Genomic DNA, 15075 nt, shown 5'->3' with positions numbered 1-15075 from the left:
CCGGCCCGGACGGATTGATTTGCGCCGTGCGGATTCGGTAGCCTGTCGCCAAGCCGCGTCATATCCATAGACGGGGCGCGGGCGTATCGTACCCCGTCATTCTGACGAGAGGGGTGTAGTTGTGGCCGATGATAACAAGACACAAGCTTCGCCCGAGGGTGTCATGGAAACCTTGCTGCTTCCATTCTCGCCGCGCTTCATCATCCTGACGATCTGCGCGGTTGTCACCGCGCTTCTGATCGGCATCGGCATCGCCGATCGCAAGATCTTCGACATTCTGTTGATCCCGATCGTGATTTTCGCCGCCCTGACGCTGCTCGGTGTCCACGATCTCATGCAGAAGGGCCACGCGGTTCTGCGCAACTACCCGATCTCGGCGCATATCCGCTTCCTGCTTGAAGAGATTCGTCCCGAGATGCGGCAGTATTTCTTCGAGAGCGAGAAGGACGGCATGCCGTTCTCGCGCGATATCCGTGCGGTGGTCTACCAGCGCGCCAAGATGCAGCTCGACAAGCGTCCGTTCGGCACCCAGGAGGATGTCTACCGCGAGGGCTATGAGTGGATGCATCACTCGGTGTCGCCGAAGGCGCATGCCGAGGAGAAGTTTCGCGTCACCATCGGCGGGCCGGACTGCGCAAAGCCCTATTCGGCCTCGGTGTTCAACATCTCGGCCATGAGCTTTGGCGCACTTAGCCCGAACGCGGTGCGCGCGCTGAATGCCGGCGCCAAGAAGGGCGGCTTTGCCCATGACACCGGCGAGGGCGGCTTCAGCCCCTATCACCGCGAGATGGGGGGCGACATCATCTGGGAGATCGGCTCCGGCTATTTCGGCTGCCGTCATCTCGACGGCACCTTCGATCCGGAGGCGTTCGCGCGGGTCGCCGGCCAGGACCAGATCAAGATGGTCGAGCTCAAGATCAGCCAGGGTGCCAAGCCCGGCCATGGCGGCGTGCTGCCGGCGGCAAAGGTCTCGGAGGAGATTTCCAAGATCCGCGGCGTCTCGATGGGCGAGGACTGCATCTCGCCGGCCTCGCACCGCGTCTTCTCCACGCCCACCGGCATGATGCAGTTCATCGCCGAAATGCGAAAGCTCTCCGGCGGCAAGCCGGCCGGCTTCAAGCTCTGCATCGGCCATACCTGGGAGTTTCTGGCGATCTGCAAGGCGATGCTGGAGACCGGGATCTATCCGGACTTCATCGTCGTCGACGGCAATGAAGGCGGCACAGGTGCTGCGCCACTGGAGTTCATGGACCATCTCGGCATGCCGATGCGCGAAGGCGTCAATTTCGTCCACAATGCGCTGATCGGCATCAATGCGCGCGACCGCATCAAGCTCGGCGCTTCCGGCAAGATCGCCACCGCCTTCGACATGGCGCGCGCGATGGCGATCGGCGCCGACTGGTGCAATTCGGCGCGCGGCTTCATGTTCTCGCTCGGCTGCATCCAGTCGTTGAGCTGCCACACCGACCGCTGCCCGACCGGGGTGGCGACGCAGGACCCGACCAGGGCGCGCGCGCTTTATGTGCCGCTCAAGATCGACCGCGTGCACAATTATCATCACGCCACGCTGCACTCGCTGACCGAACTGATCGCCGCGGCCGGCCTCGAACATCCGCAGCAGCTGCGTCCAGTCCACTTCAGCCAACGGACGTCGACGACCCATGTGCAATCCTTCGCGCAGCTCTATCCGGCGCTGCGCCCGGGCGAGCTGCTCGAAGGCACCGAAGACCCGCGCTTCCGCGACGCCTGGCGGATGGCGCGGGCGGATACCTTCCAGCCGACGCTGTGAGGCGCCGCTCCACCGGCTGATACCGCCGCGTCCTGCGGCGGCGGGAATTTATTGGGGGGCAGGGGAGAGCTTTAACGTCTGTGTCAGCTTCAGGTGTAAATTGGTCTCATGGACGAGCGACGCGATAAATCCAGGCATCGGGTGCTGAAAGCCGGAACCATCGAGTTCGGCGGCGGCGCGATCGACTGTACCGTCCGCAATTTCTCGGACACCGGCGCAGCCCTCGACGTCTCCAGCCCGGTCGGCATCCCCCAGCATTTCACCCTGGTCATCCAGGCCGACGGAGCCCATCTGCCTTGCACCGTGGTCTGGCGCAAGGAAAGGCGGATTGGGGTCAGGTTCGGGCGAGGGGGGAGGGCTTGAGGCAGGCTCGCGCCAAAAATTCCGCCTTCGCCGGGACGACGAGAGCTAATCACGCCGCCGCCTGCTCGCTCCGCCGGCTCGCCAGGATCTTGTCGATTCTCCGCCCGTCGAGATCGATCACCTCGATGTGCCAGCCGCCGAGGTCGAATGCATCGCCGACATTGGGCAGCACGTTGAACTGTTGCAGCACCAGGCCCGCCACCGTGTTGTAGCGGTGCGGTGGCAGTTCGATGGAGAGGAGCTCGCCGAATTCGTCGACCGGCATCCAGCCCTCGATGAGCAGCGAGTCGTCGGCACGCTTGACGTAGGCCGGCTCCGGCGGCCCCTCCTCGGAGTGGAATGCGCCGACGATCGACTCCAGAATATCGGCCGCGGTGACCACGCCTTCGAAGGAACCGTATTCGTCATAGACGAAACCGACATGAACCGGCGCAGCCTTCAGGATCGCGAGCACATCGCGGGCATCCGCTGACGCGGGAATGCTCGGCGCTTCGCGGACAAGCGCCCGCAGATCCGGCACGCGTTCGTTCATATACGCGACCAGCAGGTCCTTGGCCTGGAGCACGCCGATCGGCTTGTCGCGATCTCCGTCCGAAGCGGGAAAGCGCGAATGCGGGCTTTTTGTGATGATCGCCTGAATGGTTTCCTGATCATCGCTCAGGTCGATCTCGTCGACCTCGGTACGCGGCGTCATCACCGCGCCGACAGGCCGATCGCCGAGCCGCATCACGCCTGCGATCATTTCCTTCTCGCCCGGTTCGAGCACGCCCGCACTTTCGGCCTCGCTGACCAGATGATGGATCTCGTCCTCCGACACCTTCTCCTCAGCCTTGCCGCCGCGGCCGAGCAGCGTGAGGATCAGCTTGCCGGAGAGATCAAGCAGAAAGACAAGCGGCAGCGATATCTTCGCCAGCCAGTCCATCACCGGCGCGACCTTGACCGCAATGCTTTCGGGATCACGCAGCGCCACCTGCTTCGGCACCAGCTCGCCAACGATCAGGGTCGCATAGGTGATGAGCGTGACGACGATGCCGACGCCGACGATGTCGGCGATGCCGGCCGACAGGCCGAGCTCGACCAGCCATTGCGTCAGCCGCTGTCCGAGCGTTGCCCCCGAGAATGCGCCCGAGAGCACGCCGACCAGCGTGATTCCGATCTGCACCGTCGAGAGGAATTTTCCAGGATCGGCCGCCAGCCTCAGCGCCCGCTCGGCGCCGCGCACCCCCTTGGCGGCAAGCAGCGACAGCCGCGCCGGTCGTGACGACACCACCGCCAGCTCGGACATGGACAGGAGGCCGTTGATGACGATCAGGACGACGACGATGATCAGTTCGACAGACAACATTGTGCGCAATGGAGTGGGGGATGCGGGCCGGCGGACGCCGGACCGAACCCCCTATATATGAACTCACTGCGTAGATTGCCCGTTCCGACCAAATTGTCGCACCGAGCCGGAACCGAGTTCGCACCGGGTCAGAATTCGGCGTGCAGGCGGCCTGAGAAGATCGAAACCGGCCCACGGTCGGCGTTATAGGCGGGATTGACGACGAGCTGATAGTCGGCGGTCAGCGTGACGCCCTTGATCACGGAATAGGCGTAGTAAGCCTCGAGGATACGCTCGGTGCGATAGTTGAGCTGGCCGTCGCCGATCAGGAGACCGGTCCCGCCGGCGGCCAGGAAGTCGCGATGCGCGGCTGACAGGCCGTTGATCGCGCCGCCGATGCCGACCGTGTCGTCCGGGCGCCCCCAGCGACTGCCCTTGATCGACAGGCCGCCTGACAGGCTGCGGTCGATGTCGGTGAAGGAGAGAATCTGGTTCTGGCCGTCATTCCAGCTCGCCCGCGCGAACAGTCCGACGTCGCCCGCGATCTGCTGCTCGAGATTGACGTAGAAGCCGTATTTGAGCCGGTCGCGCTGGGTCGCCGTGACGATGTCGTTGATGTCGAGCGCCGGATTGGCAGCCGCCAGGTCCACCGCCTCGCGGTAGTTGGCGGTGTTGCCGCTGTTGGCAAAGACACCGACACGCAATTTGCCGGGCTGCTCGAAGATCGCATGTCGTTCTTCGAATTCGACGACTGTGCCGCCGGTCTTGAAGGTGAGCACGTCGCTGTTGGGTGCGGAGGGCACCTGGAACAGGCCGGCGCGGATCGCCCAATCCTTGCGGTTGAGCTCGACCACGGCGCCGCGGGTGTAGCCGGGCAGGTCGGCGGGGAAGTCGTATGCGGCCGACGACCACATCGCCCAGTTCATGAAGTCGGCGCGCGGGTCCTTTGCGTAGGCATTGCCGTCGAAGAAATCGCCGATCGCGAAGCGGCCGACGATCAGCGTGAGGCGGTCGATGTCGCGCTTGCCGGCGAGCTGGTTCGGCGCGTCGTCGACCGCTTCCTGCTCGCCGCCGAGTCCAAATGTCTGTTTGAGGTAGTAGCGCTGCGCCCGGATCTTCGGGAAAGGCGCGCCGGCCTTCTGCGCTTCGCCGTTGGAGAAGCCGGCCAATCCAAGCGTGCCGTTGAGGCCAAAACCCTGTGCGAGTTCGGGATTGAAATAGAACTCGCCGCCGTCCCAGAGCCGTGCGCCCAGGAACGCCGTCGTCGTCCATGTCGCCTGAAACTGACCGCTGCCGGGAAGGCTGAATGGGCTCGCATAGGGCGAATGGATCGGCCCGTAGCCTTGCGGCAGCAAAGTCGTCTGGGCGTGGACATTCCAGTCGCCGGACTCAGGCAGCTTGGTTTTTCCATCGACCGCCGGCATCCACGGCGTGTCGCCGAACTGATAGTTCAGGCCGAGCTTGAACAGATGGATGCGCGGATCGACATTGACGCTGCCGAGACCGAAGCCGCTCAGATCGTAAGTTCGGCGCGACAGGTCGACATATTCGTATTCGGCCTTGGCGGTCCAATTGCCGCTGATGGCGTATTCGAGACCCATCCCAGCGGTCCAGCCGGCCTGGTAGTGGCTGACTGGGAATGATTCGGTGATGCCATCCCCATCGTTGACATTGATGCGCGTATGACCCCACGCGAAGCCGCCGGTGACATAAGGCATGAACCGGTCAAAGGCATAGCCGATGCGGCCGCGCACGGTGCCGACATAGTCGATCGTGGTGTGGAAGGGCGCCGGTGAACGTGCGAGTGCCGCACCGTCAGTCGGGCTCGTGAACGTCGAATCCGCCTCGATGCCGAGTACGACGCGGTTTGCCAGCTGGCGATTATAGCCGATCTGATAGCCGGCGGTGAGCCCGGTGGCGCTGTGCGGCAGGACGACGCCCTGCTCGGGCAGCGGATTGGTGCCGGGCCCAAAGCCCGAGTTGCCATAGCCGAAGTGGCCGCCGACATAGAAACCTGTCCAGTCGTAGACAGTTCTCGCGGCGCGTGCCTTCAGCGGCAGGTCGGCGGCAAAGCTTGCACCGGGCAGCACCAGCACACCCGAGGCGATCGCCGCGGCCGTCCGCAAATACCGGTGTCGATGACTTCTCAACGTCAAAACGCACGCCCCCAGACGCGATATGCCCCAGCCGCCCCGACATCCCTGCCGATTCGCGGTCATCCTGTCATCAGGTTCCGGTTGATCGCCCGATCCGACGAGATGATCCCGACGCGACGCGATTTGGTCCCAAGTCCCTGCGCTTGTTGTGAACCTTATTGCAAGTAATTCGCAATAGCAACTAGTGCAGAATGTCGCAGACGATGGTTCGCACCGTTATGTGACGGAGCTGCAACAAATTCCCGGTCTCCAAAACGGATGACCCCGCCCGGGGGGACAGCCGGGCGGGGTCGGGGCACGACACGGGGTGGATGAGGCGCCCGTGTCAAACGCAGGATCCACGTGAGAAACGGCCTCAGGTCCTCAAATCAGTAGCAGGTGCGAACGTTGCCCACGTACTGGCCGAAGGCGTTGTACTGGGCGACCCAGCCGCAACGGTGATAGCCGTAGGAATAGGACTGGCTGCTCGCGGCGATCGCGGTGCCGACGATGGCGGCGGTGGCGATGCCCGCGCCGACACCCCAGCCCCAGCCGAGCGGCTTGGCTTCGGCCTGCGAGGTGGTGGACACGATGCTGCCGGTGACGGCGAGCGCAGCGAGAGCGACGGCGGCAATCTTGGTCTTGATCGACATTTGAAACTCCATCCGGGTGAGGCGGTCCGTTGTGGTCCGCGTGCCCAATTGGACGGAGGCTTGCCGAAACCGGTTCGAACGCGCTCGGAGCGGCCCCGGAGCTCGGTTCTTTCCTGAATAATTCCAGGAGGATGCGAGCTAGCCTAGGGGCCCCTTGGCGAGCCTGTTCACGTCGAAGTTATCGACCTCGGCCAGCAACTCACAGAAGGCGCGCGCGCCCTGATCGATGAGCTGCACGCCCTTCTCAGGCAGGGCCAGCGTCGCGTTGCCGACCGCGCCGCTCGCGTGCAGATCCTGCGCCTGCCAGGCAAATGGCGCGGGCCGCTGCGTTGATAGCCAGCGATACTGCTTTTCCATGGCGATGCTGCTTGCGGGAAAATCCGCGATCGCATTCATGCGCACCTGATCGGGATAACGCGCCAGCATGATCGAGGTCTCGACCGCGCCGCCGTGAATGCCATGGCGCACTTCGTCGGCCGGGAACAGTCTGTCCGCGCCCGACAGGCGCGACCACGACGTCGTCACCACGAACAGCTTGTGATGCGCGCGCAAATCCTGTGCGACCAGCATCATGGCCGCGCTGTTGCCGCCATGGCTTGTGATGATGACGAGCTTTCCCACGCCGCGCCGCGCGACGTCCTCGCCGATTGCGGTCCACTTCTTCAGCGCCACGCCCGTGGGCAGCGTCTGCGTGCCCGGATAGTCGATATGCTCGGTGGAAATGCCGACCGGTTCAACGGGCAGGAAACTGGCCGGAACGCTCTCGGGCAAAAGCGCGCGGACCCGCGCGAGATAAGCGTTCGCGATCAGCACGTCGGTTTCGAGCGGCAAATGCGGCCCATGCTGCTCGGTCGCCGCCAGCGGCAGCACCGCTATCCAGCGCGACACATCCATCGGGCCAGCGTCGGCCCAGTGGATCTCGGTCCAGTCGCGGGAAGGCGTCATCAAGTTTTCCTTGGAGTTTTCTTTGGAGGTTTCTTTGCCCGAATTTGTCACGTAGTTTGCGGCATGGGGGACGCGGGCCTGGCCGGCTCGCGTCCCCGAATGTCTTGCGGTTTTATCGCGTTGGTTTGAGATCGGCCAGACACGATCGACGGAGTCCCATCATGAGCCCCTTTCATCTGCGGCGAGCGTTAACAGCGGGCTTGATGGCCGCTCTTCTCTCGGCCGTCCCGGTGCGCGCCGAGACGCTCGACAAGGTCACTTTCGGCACCAATTGGGTTGCCGAGGCCGAGCATGGCGGTTTCTTCCAGGCGGTCGCCGACGGCACCTACAAGAAGTACGGACTCGACGTCACCATCGTTCCCGGCGGCCCGAACGAGAACAACCGGATGCTGCTGATCGCCGGCAAGATCGATTTCTTCATGGCTGCGAACACGCTGATGTCGTTCGATGCGGTGGCCAACAATGTCCCGGTGGTCACCATCGCTGCGATCTTCCAGAAGGATCCGCAGGTGATGCTGACGCAGCCGGATGCGAAGGTCAGCAAGATCGAGGACTTGAAGCCGCTGACGCTGTTCGTCTCCAAGGAGGGCATGACCAGCTACTTCCAATGGCTCAAATCCGAATACGGCTTCAGCGAGAAGAACGTCCGTCCCTATAATTTCAACCCGCAACCCTTCATCGCCAACCCCAAGAGTGCGATGCAGGGCTACGTCACCTCCGAGCCCTTCGCGGTCGAGAAGGCCGCCGGCTTCAAGCCGAACGTCATCCTGCTCGCCGATTCCGGCTTCAACACCTATTCGACCCTGATCGAGACCCGCCGCGATATGGTCGACAAGAAGACCGACCTCGTGCAGCGCTTCGTCGACGCCTCCATCGTCGGCTGGTACAATTACATTTACGGCGACAATTCGGCCGGCAATGCCATGATCAAGAAGCTCAATCCGGAGATGACCGACGAGCTGCTCGCCTATTCCGTCGCCAAGATGAAGGAATACGGCATCGTTGATTCCGGTGAGTCCTTGAAGAACGGGATCGGCGCAATGAGCGACGATCGCTACACCTCCTTCTTCAACAAGATGGTGAAGGCCGGCGTCGTGAAGGCAGATCTCGACTTCCGCAAGTCTTACACGCTGCGCTTCGTCAACAAGGGCGTCGGCGTCGAGCTGCGCCCCGGCAAGCCGTAACGCAAGGCCGATGTCATCAGCCAAAACTTCGCACGCGGTCGAAGCCAGCCTGACGGCTCTCGCCGTCAGCCTGCGTGGCGTGACGAAGACCTATGACAACGGCGTTATGGCGCTGGGGCCGCTCGATCTTGCTGTCCGCAAGGGCGAATTCATCTCGCTGCTCGGGCCGTCCGGTTGTGGCAAGTCGACGGCACTGCGGCTGATCGCGGGCCTCAGCGCACCGTCGTCAGGCACGGTGCGGATGGCGCGCCACGAGGGCCCTGCACAGCCGGGCCATGTTCAGTTAGGTCATGGCATCGGCTTCGTGTTTCAGGAGCCGACCCTGATGCCTTGGACCAGCGTGCGCGAGAACGTCCGGCTGCCGCTGAGGCTCGCGCGCATCCCGAAGGCCGAGGCCCGCGCGCGCGCCGACGAGGCGCTGGCCAGCGTCGGGCTTGCCGACTTTGCGGATGCTTTTCCGCGCGAGCTCTCCGGTGGCATGAAGATGCGGGTGTCGCTGGCGCGCGCGCTCGTCACCGATCCCGATATCCTTCTCATGGATGAACCCTTCGCCGCGCTCGACGAGATCACGCGCTTCCGCCTCAACAATGATCTACTCGCGCTGTGGCGAGCCTTGCGCAAGACCGTCATCTTCGTCACCCATTCGGTGTTCGAATCCGTCTATCTGTCGCAGCGCGTGGTGGTCATGACGGCGCGGCCGGGCCGCATCCAGGCCGACATCCGGATCGAGACGGTCGAGCCGCGCGGTGAGGAGTTTCGCACCTCGGCCGCCTATTCCGACTATTGCCGGAAAGTGTCGGCCGCGCTGGCGCCGTCCTATTCGGGACAGTCGGTGCTATGAACGCGCAGCCCGCCATCACCACCAAGCCGTCCGGCGCGCAACGCGTGGTGCGCTTCGTGCTGCCCATCATCGTGTTCGCGGCCGGCCTTGTCATCTGGGAACTGGCGGTCCGCATCAAGGAGATCCCGCCTTACGTGTTGCCGGCGCCGTCCGCGATCTTCCTGACGCTGATCAAGGACTGGGCGGTGCTGTCACAATCGCTCGCGACCACGCTCCTGACCACGCTCGAAGGTTTTGTGGCGGCGAGCCTCGGCGGCATCGCGCTGGCGCTGTTGTTCAACCAGTCGAAATGGGTGGAATATTCGCTGTTCCCCTACGCCGTCGTGCTCCAGGTCACGCCGGTGATCGCGATTGCACCGCTGCTGCTGATCTATCTGGAGCAGCAGACCGCGGTCGTCGTCTGCGCCTTCATCGTCGCCTTCTTCCCGGTGCTGTCCAACACCACGCTCGGGCTGAATTCGGTCGACCGCAACCTCGCCGGGCTGTTCCAGCTGTACGGCGCCTCGCCGCCGCAAACCCTGCGCTTTCTGAAACTGCCCGCCGCGCTGCCCTATATCCTCGGCGGCCTGCGCATCGCCGGCGGGCTGTCGCTGATCGGCGCGGTAGTGGCCGAGATCGCAGCGGGAACGGCCGGCGCAGGCTCCGGGCTCGCCTACAGGATCGCCGAATCCGGCTATCGTCTCAACATACCCCGCATGTTCGCAGCGCTGCTTTTGTTGTCGCTGGCCGGGATTGTCATCTATGGGGTGCTGGCGCTAGTTTCCCATCTCGTTTTACGGCGCTGGCATGAGAGCGCGCTTGGAAAGGACAACTGATGACCGGTTCGATTTCGTCCGACAAGATCGACCTTCTGATCTATGGGCCGGTGCGGCCGATCCTCGAGAACGGTTTTTCCGATCATTTCGTCGTGCACAAGGCCGAGACGCGAGGCGACCTCGAGCGGCTGACGCCGGCGGTCCGCGAAAAAATCCGCGGTGTCGCGGTGACCTATCACACGGTGCGCGCCGACAAGGATTCGCTGGCGCAATTGCCGAAGATCGAGATCGTCGCGAGCTTCGGTGTCGGCTACGACCACATCGATGCCAAATATGCGAGCGAGCAGGACATCGTCGTCACCAATACGCCTGACGTGCTGACCGAGGAGGTCGCCGACGTCGCGATGGGTCTGCTGCTCGCCACTTTGCGTGAGTTCATCAAGGCCGACCGCTACGTGCGCTCCGGGCTCTGGCAGACGCAGAACTATCCCCTCAGCGTCGGCTCGCTGCGCGACCGCAAGGTTGGCATCGTCGGCATGGGGCGGATCGGCCAGGCGATCGCGCGCCGGCTCGATGCCTCGCTGGTGCCCGTGGTCTATCACACCCGCAATCCGTCCAAGGAGGTCTCCTACAAGCACTATCCCGACCTGATCGAGATGGCGAAGGCGGTGGATACGCTGATGGTGATCGTGCCCGGCGGCGCCAGCACCAACAAGATGATCAATGCCGAGGTGCTGAAGGCGCTCGGCCCGCGCGGCGTGCTGGTCAACGTGGCGCGCGGCTCCGTGGTCGACGAGCCGGCGCTGGTCCAGGCGCTGAAGTCGGGCACCATTCTCGCCGCCGGCCTCGACGTGTTCGCGGCCGAACCCAACGTGCCGGACGAGCTCAAGACCATGCAGAACGTCATCCTGCTGCCGCATATCGGTTCGGCGTCGGTGGTGACGCGCAACGCGATGGACCAGCTCGTGGTCGACAACCTCAAGGCCTGGTTTGCCGGCAAGGCGCCGTTGACGCCGGTTGCGGAAACGCCGGTCAAGGGGCGCTGATGACCGCTCTTCGGGTCTTCGCGTTAGCCGTCGCGGCATGTGTTGCCGCGATTGGCGCTGCCTATGCGCAGGACGCGACGACCCTGAAGAAGGAGATGGTCGGGCAGTGGGAGCTCTCGACCACCGAACGCAGCAAGACCTGCGTCGTCACGATGAAGGGCGACGCCGCAGGGCAGGGTTTCAAGCTCGAACTGGAGCCGGCCTGCAAGACCGCGCTGCCCTTCACCAAGGACATCGTCGCCTGGAGCGTCAAGGGCCTCGACATCGTGCGTTTGCAGGATGCGACCGGTGAATCCGTGATCGACTTCACCGAGGTCGAGGCTGGCATCTTCGAGGGGCTGCGGCAGGGCGAGGGCGTCTATATCCTTCAGGACCTCGCTGCCGCGCGCTCAATGGCCAAGTCGATGGACCAGATGATCGGCGACTGGGCGATGGTGCGCGGCAACGGCCAGCCGGTTTGCGGATTGACGCTGACCAACACCGAGGCCGGTCCGGACAATTTCCAGGTCTTCCTCAAGCCGAAATGCGACGCGGCTATCGCGCAGTTCAACCCGACGCAATGGAAGCTCGAACGCGGCCAGATCATCCTGATGTCGCAATCCGGTGAGGTCTGGCAGTTCGAGGCCGACGACAACGCGCAATGGCGCCGCGTTCCCGACACCGCCGATCCCCTGATCATGCTGCGCCAGTAGGCGGCGGTCCAGTCTCGCAAATTTTTGATCGCCCATGTCGATCCGGCGTCGGCTGGATCGTCATCTCAATAGCGAGCCAATCTCGTGGCCGAACTGGCCGCGTCTCGCCTCAACAGGAGTTTTGCATGCGCTTCATGTACATCGTTACGTCTCCGAAGCCCGTTGCGGGCCCGACACCGGCGCTGATGGAGGCGATGCAGAGGATTTCCGAACGGGAGATCAAGGCCGGCCGGATGATCGACAATGGCGGCCTGATGCCGCTCGCAACCGGGGCGCGGGTGCGTGTCGCCGATGGCAAGCTTAGCGTCACCGACGGCCCCTTCGTGGAGGCCAAGGAGGTGATCGGCGGCTACGCCATCTTCGAATTGCGCGACAAGGACGAGGCCCTGACGATGGCCAAGGAATTCATGCAGTTGCACCTCGATCACATGCCGGGCTGGGAAGGCACCTGCGAATTGCGGGCGTTTGCAACCCCCGACATGGACGGGGCGTGCCAGGTCAAGGCGGCAGCTCTCGCCTGATGGGTAAGACTGCTCATCTCCGTCGGCGGCGATGACCACCGCCGAAACCGATCGCGTGATCCGCGCCACCTGGCGCGTCGTGCAGCCGCGGCTGATCGCCACGCTGTCGCGGATGCTGCGCGATGTGCCGCTTGCGGAGGAGCTGACGCAGGACGCGCTGGTTGCGGCGCTGGAGGCGTGGCCGGCCGCCGGCGTGCCCGAGAATCCGGGTGCCTGGCTGCTGACGACGGCCAGGCGTCGCGCGCTCGATCATCTGCGCCGCCGCAAGAAGCTTGCGCACAAGCACGACATGCTGGCGCGGGACCTGATGCTGGAGCAAGAGGCCGTGCCGGATTTCGATGCCGCACTCGATGACGACATCGGCGACGAATTGTTGCGCCTGATCTTCACGGCCTGTCACCCGATCCTGTCGCGCGACGCCCGCTCGGCGCTGGCGCTGCGCATGATCTGCGGCTTGACCACTCCCGAGATTGCGCGCGCCTACCTCGTGCCGGAGGCAACCATCTCCCAGCGCATCGTGCGCGCCAAGCGAACGCTGTCGGCATCCGGCCTCGCTTATGAGACCCCGAGCGGCGAAGCGTTGTCCGATCGCCTCGCTTCCGTGCTGGAAGTTGTCTATCTCATCTTCAACGAAGGCCATTTGGCCGCGCGTGGGGAGGAGTGGCTGCGGCCGCAACTCTGCGACGAGGCGCTGCGCATGGGCCGCGTCCTGGTTGGCATAGCACCACAAGAGCCGGAGGTTCACGGCCTCATCGCTCTGATGGAGCTGAACGCCTCGCGGATACGCGCGCGCACCGATGCGAACGGCGATCCCATTCTGCTGATGGACCAGGATCGCGCGCTCTGGGATCAATTGCAGATCCGTCGCGGCCTGCGGTCGCTCGAACGTGCCGGCGAACTCGGCGGCGCGAGGGGATTTTACGCGCTTCAGGCCGCCATCGCGGCCTGTCACGCCACCGCGGATTTTGCTGCACACACCGACTGGCGGCGCATCGCGCAGCTCTACGCCGAGTTGGCGCGGCTGGTGCGCTCGCCGGTCATTGAGCTCAATCGCGCAGTCGCGGTCGGTATGGCCGAGGGACCGCAAGCCGGACTTGACGTCGTGGACGCGATCGCCGGCGAGCCGGCGCTGACGGCCTATCCTCATCTGCCGGCGGTTCGTGGCGACCTCCTGCAAAAGCTCGGACGCCTCGCAGAGGCCCGGCTGGCGTTCGAAGCTGCCGCACAGCTCACGACCAATGGACGTGAACGCGCGCTGATGAAGCGCCGCGTCGCGGCGCTAGGCGGTGAGCGTCTCTAAGATGTCGGCTTGGGCGGCGGCGCGGTGCCTTGCGCCCATTTCTCCATCTTGCCGAGCACGCCCCATGCTGTGAGCGCCAGGGAGATCGGGAGAGCGAACTGGCTCAGGCCCGGTACCGCTGATGCAATCGTTCCGAACAGTCCGGCAAGACCTCCCGCATTGGGGCTTGCCGTCACCGCGGAGAGCAGCGCGGTGATGAGCGAGCCGCCGATGCCGAGTGCGGTTTTCTTGCCGTTCAGGAGATTGCCGATGGTGTCGCCGAGCGCGCCATTGACCTGGCCCAGGACGGGCTTGTTGCTCAGCAGGGCGCTGAGCAGGTCGACCACCTGCTTGAGCTGACCGGCCGGAGCGGGGTTTGTCGCCGCCGGCGTTCCGGGCACCGTCTTGGTGATGAGAGAGAGGAGCTGTCCAAGCACGCCGACTGTAGTGTTGGCCGCCGGCGTCGTGCTCACGGAGGTTGTTGCTCCTGGCTGCAAGGCCTGCGTGAGGCTCTGCAGCTGGTTCAGGATCTGAGGTAGCTGGATGGACTGACCTGCGAGCGTCGTCCCTGCCGGCGGGGTCGCTATCGGCGTTGTACCTGTTGGGGTCGCTCCCGGCTGCAGAAGCTGTGCGAGATTTTCCAGCCGGCCCAGGATTTTAGACAGATCGACAGTTGGCATCTGGATCGGTTGCGCCGTTGCGCGCGTGACGGCGGCAATCGTGGTTCCGTCGAGCAGGCCCGTATCCTGGAGGCCATTCCGTTGCTGAAATTGCGAGACCGCCGCCTTCGTCTTCGGCCCGCTGATGCCGTCTTCGTCGAGCGGCGGATTGGCGCCGAGCTTGTTGAGTGTCTGCTGCATGAGAAGAATCGTCGATGCCATATCGTCGTCGGGTTCGGAACGGATGGCCATGGCCGGGCTTCCCTCGAAGGTGATTGAGGAATCGAGTGTCATAATCGCATGCAGGATCACGGCCGTGCCGAGCTGGGAATCGACATGGCTCGCGTCGAAGACGTGGTCGGCGACGAATTTGCCAGCTCTTGCCTCGGGCGGCCCGTAGAGAGTCGATCCGCCATAGAGATAGGGCGAATTGCAGCCCTTGGCGTGATAGCCGAGGCCGTTGAAGCACTCGAGCCTGAACAGGGTGCGCGCGATTCCCCAGTCCTGCGTTCCGACGAAATTCTCGATTCTGAACGCGTCCACCGCGCCGTCCACGAATGTGGCAAACGGACCGCGACCTTTCGGAACGAGGGAGGTCACGCGATGAAGTGACTCGCCGTTGCCGAGATAGGTATCGAAATCGAAGTTGGACTCACGATAATGGCAAAGCGCTGCAAAGTGCCAGGGGACGCCGGTCAACCGCTCGATCTGCTGATAGGTCGCCTTGCCCTTGATCGCCTTGCGCGCGATTGCATTTGCGTCGGCAAGGCGTGAAGGCCGGATCTCGAGATTGGCCCAATTCCGTTCGTATTCGCTTTTGAGACTGTCGAATGACACCATTTTCCGCTCCCGCAAATTGATGAACTATCGCGTCTTCGTGCAAATCAAA

General features: G+C 63.8%; 14 protein-coding genes. 9 read left to right on the top strand and 5 right to left on the bottom strand.

The window, feature by feature from the left end; genetic code table 11:
* Positions 1–163 precede the first annotated feature (163 nt).
* Both ABIB73_RS20695 and ABIB73_RS20690 read left to right on the top strand, forming a co-directional pair.
* Positions 164–1789 carry an FMN-binding glutamate synthase family protein gene (locus tag ABIB73_RS20695; protein ID WP_354226798.1) on the top strand — a complete coding sequence of 542 codons (1626 nt, stop codon included), beginning with the start codon at positions 164–166 and terminating at the stop codon, positions 1787–1789.
* A gap of 108 nt (positions 1790–1897) precedes the next feature.
* Positions 1898–2152: a PilZ domain-containing protein gene (locus ABIB73_RS20690; protein ID WP_354226797.1), complete on the top strand. Its 255-nt coding sequence runs from the start codon at positions 1898–1900 to the stop codon at positions 2150–2152.
* A 49-nt stretch (positions 2153–2201) separates the two neighbouring features.
* Here the strand turns inward: ABIB73_RS20690 and ABIB73_RS20685 are convergent, their stop codons facing one another.
* The 4 genes from ABIB73_RS20685 to ABIB73_RS20670 all read right to left on the bottom strand — a co-directional run bounded on the left by ABIB73_RS20685 (position 2202) and on the right by ABIB73_RS20670 (position 7209).
* Positions 2202–3497: a hemolysin family protein gene (locus ABIB73_RS20685; protein WP_354226795.1), complete on the bottom strand. Its 1296-nt coding sequence runs from the start codon at positions 3495–3497 to the stop codon at positions 2202–2204.
* 128 nt (positions 3498–3625) lie between these two features.
* Complete coding sequence (locus ABIB73_RS20680) at positions 3626–5602, bottom strand: carbohydrate porin (RefSeq protein WP_354226793.1); 1977 nt, start codon at positions 5600–5602, stop codon at positions 3626–3628.
* Between the two features lie 398 nt (positions 5603–6000).
* The gene (locus ABIB73_RS20675; protein WP_354226792.1) at positions 6001–6264 is read right to left on the bottom strand and encodes a hypothetical protein; all 264 of its coding nucleotides are present in this window, start codon (positions 6262–6264) and stop codon (positions 6001–6003) included.
* A 138-nt stretch (positions 6265–6402) separates the two neighbouring features.
* Positions 6403–7209, bottom strand: coding sequence for a creatininase family protein (locus ABIB73_RS20670; protein WP_354226790.1), 807 nt, complete (start codon positions 7207–7209; stop codon positions 6403–6405).
* 161 nt (positions 7210–7370) lie between these two features.
* Between ABIB73_RS20670 and ABIB73_RS20665 the strand changes: the two genes are divergently transcribed.
* From ABIB73_RS20665 to ABIB73_RS20635, 7 genes are all read left to right on the top strand, one after another.
* Entirely contained in the window at positions 7371–8393 is a 1023-nt protein-coding gene (locus ABIB73_RS20665; RefSeq protein ID WP_354226788.1) for an ABC transporter substrate-binding protein, read from the top strand.
* 10 nt (positions 8394–8403) lie between these two features.
* Positions 8404–9234 (top strand): ABC transporter ATP-binding protein, encoded by an 831-nt coding sequence (locus tag ABIB73_RS20660; protein WP_354226786.1) that lies wholly within the window; start codon positions 8404–8406, stop codon positions 9232–9234.
* Entirely contained in the window at positions 9231–10049 is an 819-nt protein-coding gene (locus ABIB73_RS20655; protein WP_354226785.1) for an ABC transporter permease, read from the top strand. Before ABIB73_RS20660 ends, ABIB73_RS20655 begins: the two co-directional genes overlap by 4 nt.
* On the top strand, positions 10046–11035 hold the full coding sequence (locus ABIB73_RS20650) for a 2-hydroxyacid dehydrogenase (protein ID WP_354226941.1): 990 nt from the start codon (positions 10046–10048) through the stop codon (positions 11033–11035). The genes ABIB73_RS20655 and ABIB73_RS20650 overlap by 4 nt, the downstream gene beginning before the upstream one ends.
* Positions 11035–11727 (top strand): AprI/Inh family metalloprotease inhibitor, encoded by a 693-nt coding sequence (locus tag ABIB73_RS20645; RefSeq protein ID WP_354226783.1) that lies wholly within the window; start codon positions 11035–11037, stop codon positions 11725–11727. Before ABIB73_RS20650 ends, ABIB73_RS20645 begins: the two co-directional genes overlap by 1 nt.
* Positions 11728–11852: 125 nt before the next feature.
* Positions 11853–12248, top strand: coding sequence for a YciI family protein (locus ABIB73_RS20640; RefSeq protein ID WP_354226781.1), 396 nt, complete (start codon positions 11853–11855; stop codon positions 12246–12248).
* A gap of 31 nt (positions 12249–12279) precedes the next feature.
* Positions 12280–13548, top strand: a complete 1269-nt coding sequence (locus tag ABIB73_RS20635) for an RNA polymerase sigma factor (protein WP_354226779.1) — start codon at positions 12280–12282, stop codon at positions 13546–13548.
* Here ABIB73_RS20635 and ABIB73_RS20630 read toward each other — a convergent pair.
* A complete protein-coding gene (locus tag ABIB73_RS20630; RefSeq protein WP_354226777.1) occupies positions 13545–15026 on the bottom strand; it encodes a peptidoglycan-binding protein in 1482 nt (493 codons plus the stop codon). The two genes, ABIB73_RS20635 and ABIB73_RS20630, sit on opposite strands and share 4 nt — an antisense overlap.
* Between the last annotated feature and the right edge of the window lie 49 nt (positions 15027–15075).

This window comes from Bradyrhizobium sp. F1.4.3 (assembly GCF_040548375.1).
In the GTDB taxonomy this organism is placed as follows: Bacteria; Pseudomonadota; Alphaproteobacteria; order Rhizobiales; family Xanthobacteraceae; genus Bradyrhizobium.
The sequence above is the reverse complement of the archived record's forward strand: the minus strand, read 5'-3'. Positions and strand labels throughout refer to the sequence as shown.

Coding starts and splice junctions, on each gene's coding strand:
- ABIB73_RS20665 (WP_354226788.1), top strand. CDS start 7,371: ATGAGCCCCTTTCATCTGCGGCGAGCGTTAACAGCGGGCTTGATGGCC.
- ABIB73_RS20695 (WP_354226798.1), top strand. CDS start 164: ATGGAAACCTTGCTGCTTCCATTCTCGCCGCGCTTCATCATCCTGACG.
- ABIB73_RS20630 (WP_354226777.1), bottom strand. CDS start 15,026: ATGGTGTCATTCGACAGTCTCAAAAGCGAATACGAACGGAATTGGGCC.
- ABIB73_RS20685 (WP_354226795.1), bottom strand. CDS start 3,497: ATGTTGTCTGTCGAACTGATCATCGTCGTCGTCCTGATCGTCATCAAC.
- ABIB73_RS20690 (WP_354226797.1), top strand. CDS start 1,898: ATGGACGAGCGACGCGATAAATCCAGGCATCGGGTGCTGAAAGCCGGA.
- ABIB73_RS20675 (WP_354226792.1), bottom strand. CDS start 6,264: ATGTCGATCAAGACCAAGATTGCCGCCGTCGCTCTCGCTGCGCTCGCC.
- ABIB73_RS20670 (WP_354226790.1), bottom strand. CDS start 7,209: ATGACGCCTTCCCGCGACTGGACCGAGATCCACTGGGCCGACGCTGGC.
- ABIB73_RS20635 (WP_354226779.1), top strand. CDS start 12,280: ATGACCACCGCCGAAACCGATCGCGTGATCCGCGCCACCTGGCGCGTC.
- ABIB73_RS20655 (WP_354226785.1), top strand. CDS start 9,231: ATGAACGCGCAGCCCGCCATCACCACCAAGCCGTCCGGCGCGCAACGC.
- ABIB73_RS20645 (WP_354226783.1), top strand. CDS start 11,035: ATGACCGCTCTTCGGGTCTTCGCGTTAGCCGTCGCGGCATGTGTTGCC.
- ABIB73_RS20640 (WP_354226781.1), top strand. CDS start 11,853: ATGCGCTTCATGTACATCGTTACGTCTCCGAAGCCCGTTGCGGGCCCG.
- ABIB73_RS20660 (WP_354226786.1), top strand. CDS start 8,404: ATGTCATCAGCCAAAACTTCGCACGCGGTCGAAGCCAGCCTGACGGCT.